Annotated in this window: 1 protein-coding gene; it reads left to right on the forward strand. The window is 68.2% G+C overall.

Translation table 11 applies throughout. The features are described from left to right. Positions 1 to 803, forward strand: an 803-nt coding sequence (locus HGO92_RS24935) for a phosphoketolase family protein (protein WP_502305999.1), incomplete at both ends; no start/stop codon positions are given.

The raw sequence follows: 803 nt of genomic DNA on the forward strand, positions 1-803 counted from the left end.
AACCCGCTGCTGCGGGAACCGCTGCGGCCGGAGCATGTTAAGCCGCGGCTGCTGGGGCACTGGGGCACCACCCCGGGACTGAACTTCATTTACGCCCATTTGAACCGGGCCATCATGGAGCGGGACCTGGACATGATGTACGTCATGGGCCCGGGACACGGCGGGCCGGGCCCGGTCGCGGCGGGGTGGCTTGAAGGGACCTACAGCGAGACCTACCCCGATGTGTCCCAGGACCTGGCGGGGATGAAACGGCTGTGCAAACAGTTCTCCTTCCCGGGAGGCATACCCAGCCACGTCGCCCCGGAAACCCCCGGATCCATCCACGAAGGCGGGGAGCTCGGGTATGCCCTCTCCCACGCCTACGGGGCAGCCTTCGACAACCCGGACCTGATCGTCGCGGCCGTTGTGGGAGACGGGGAAGCCGAAACCGGACCGCTGGCGGCGAGCTGGCACTCCAACAAGTTCATGAACCCGGCGCGTGACGGCGCCGTGCTGCCGATCCTGCACCTGAACGGCTACAAGATCGCCAATCCCACGGTCCTGGCCCGCATGGACCGGGACGAACTGGACGGGCTGCTGCGCGGCTACGGCCACACCCCCTACTACGTCGAGGGCGAAGACCCGGAGCAGATGCACCAGGACTTCGCCCGCGCCCTGGATGCTTGCATTGACGAGGTCCAGGAGATCCGCCGCCGCGCCCGCGACGACGGCCGGAGCGAACGGCCCCGCTGGCCGATGATCGTGCTCCGTTCCCCCAAGGGGTGGACGGGCCCGGCCGAAGTGGACGGGCAGAAGGTCGAAGG

Origin of the sequence: Crystallibacter degradans (assembly GCF_012952295.1) — a bacterium.
In the GTDB taxonomy this organism is placed as follows: Bacteria; Actinomycetota; Actinomycetes; order Actinomycetales; family Micrococcaceae; genus Crystallibacter; species Crystallibacter degradans.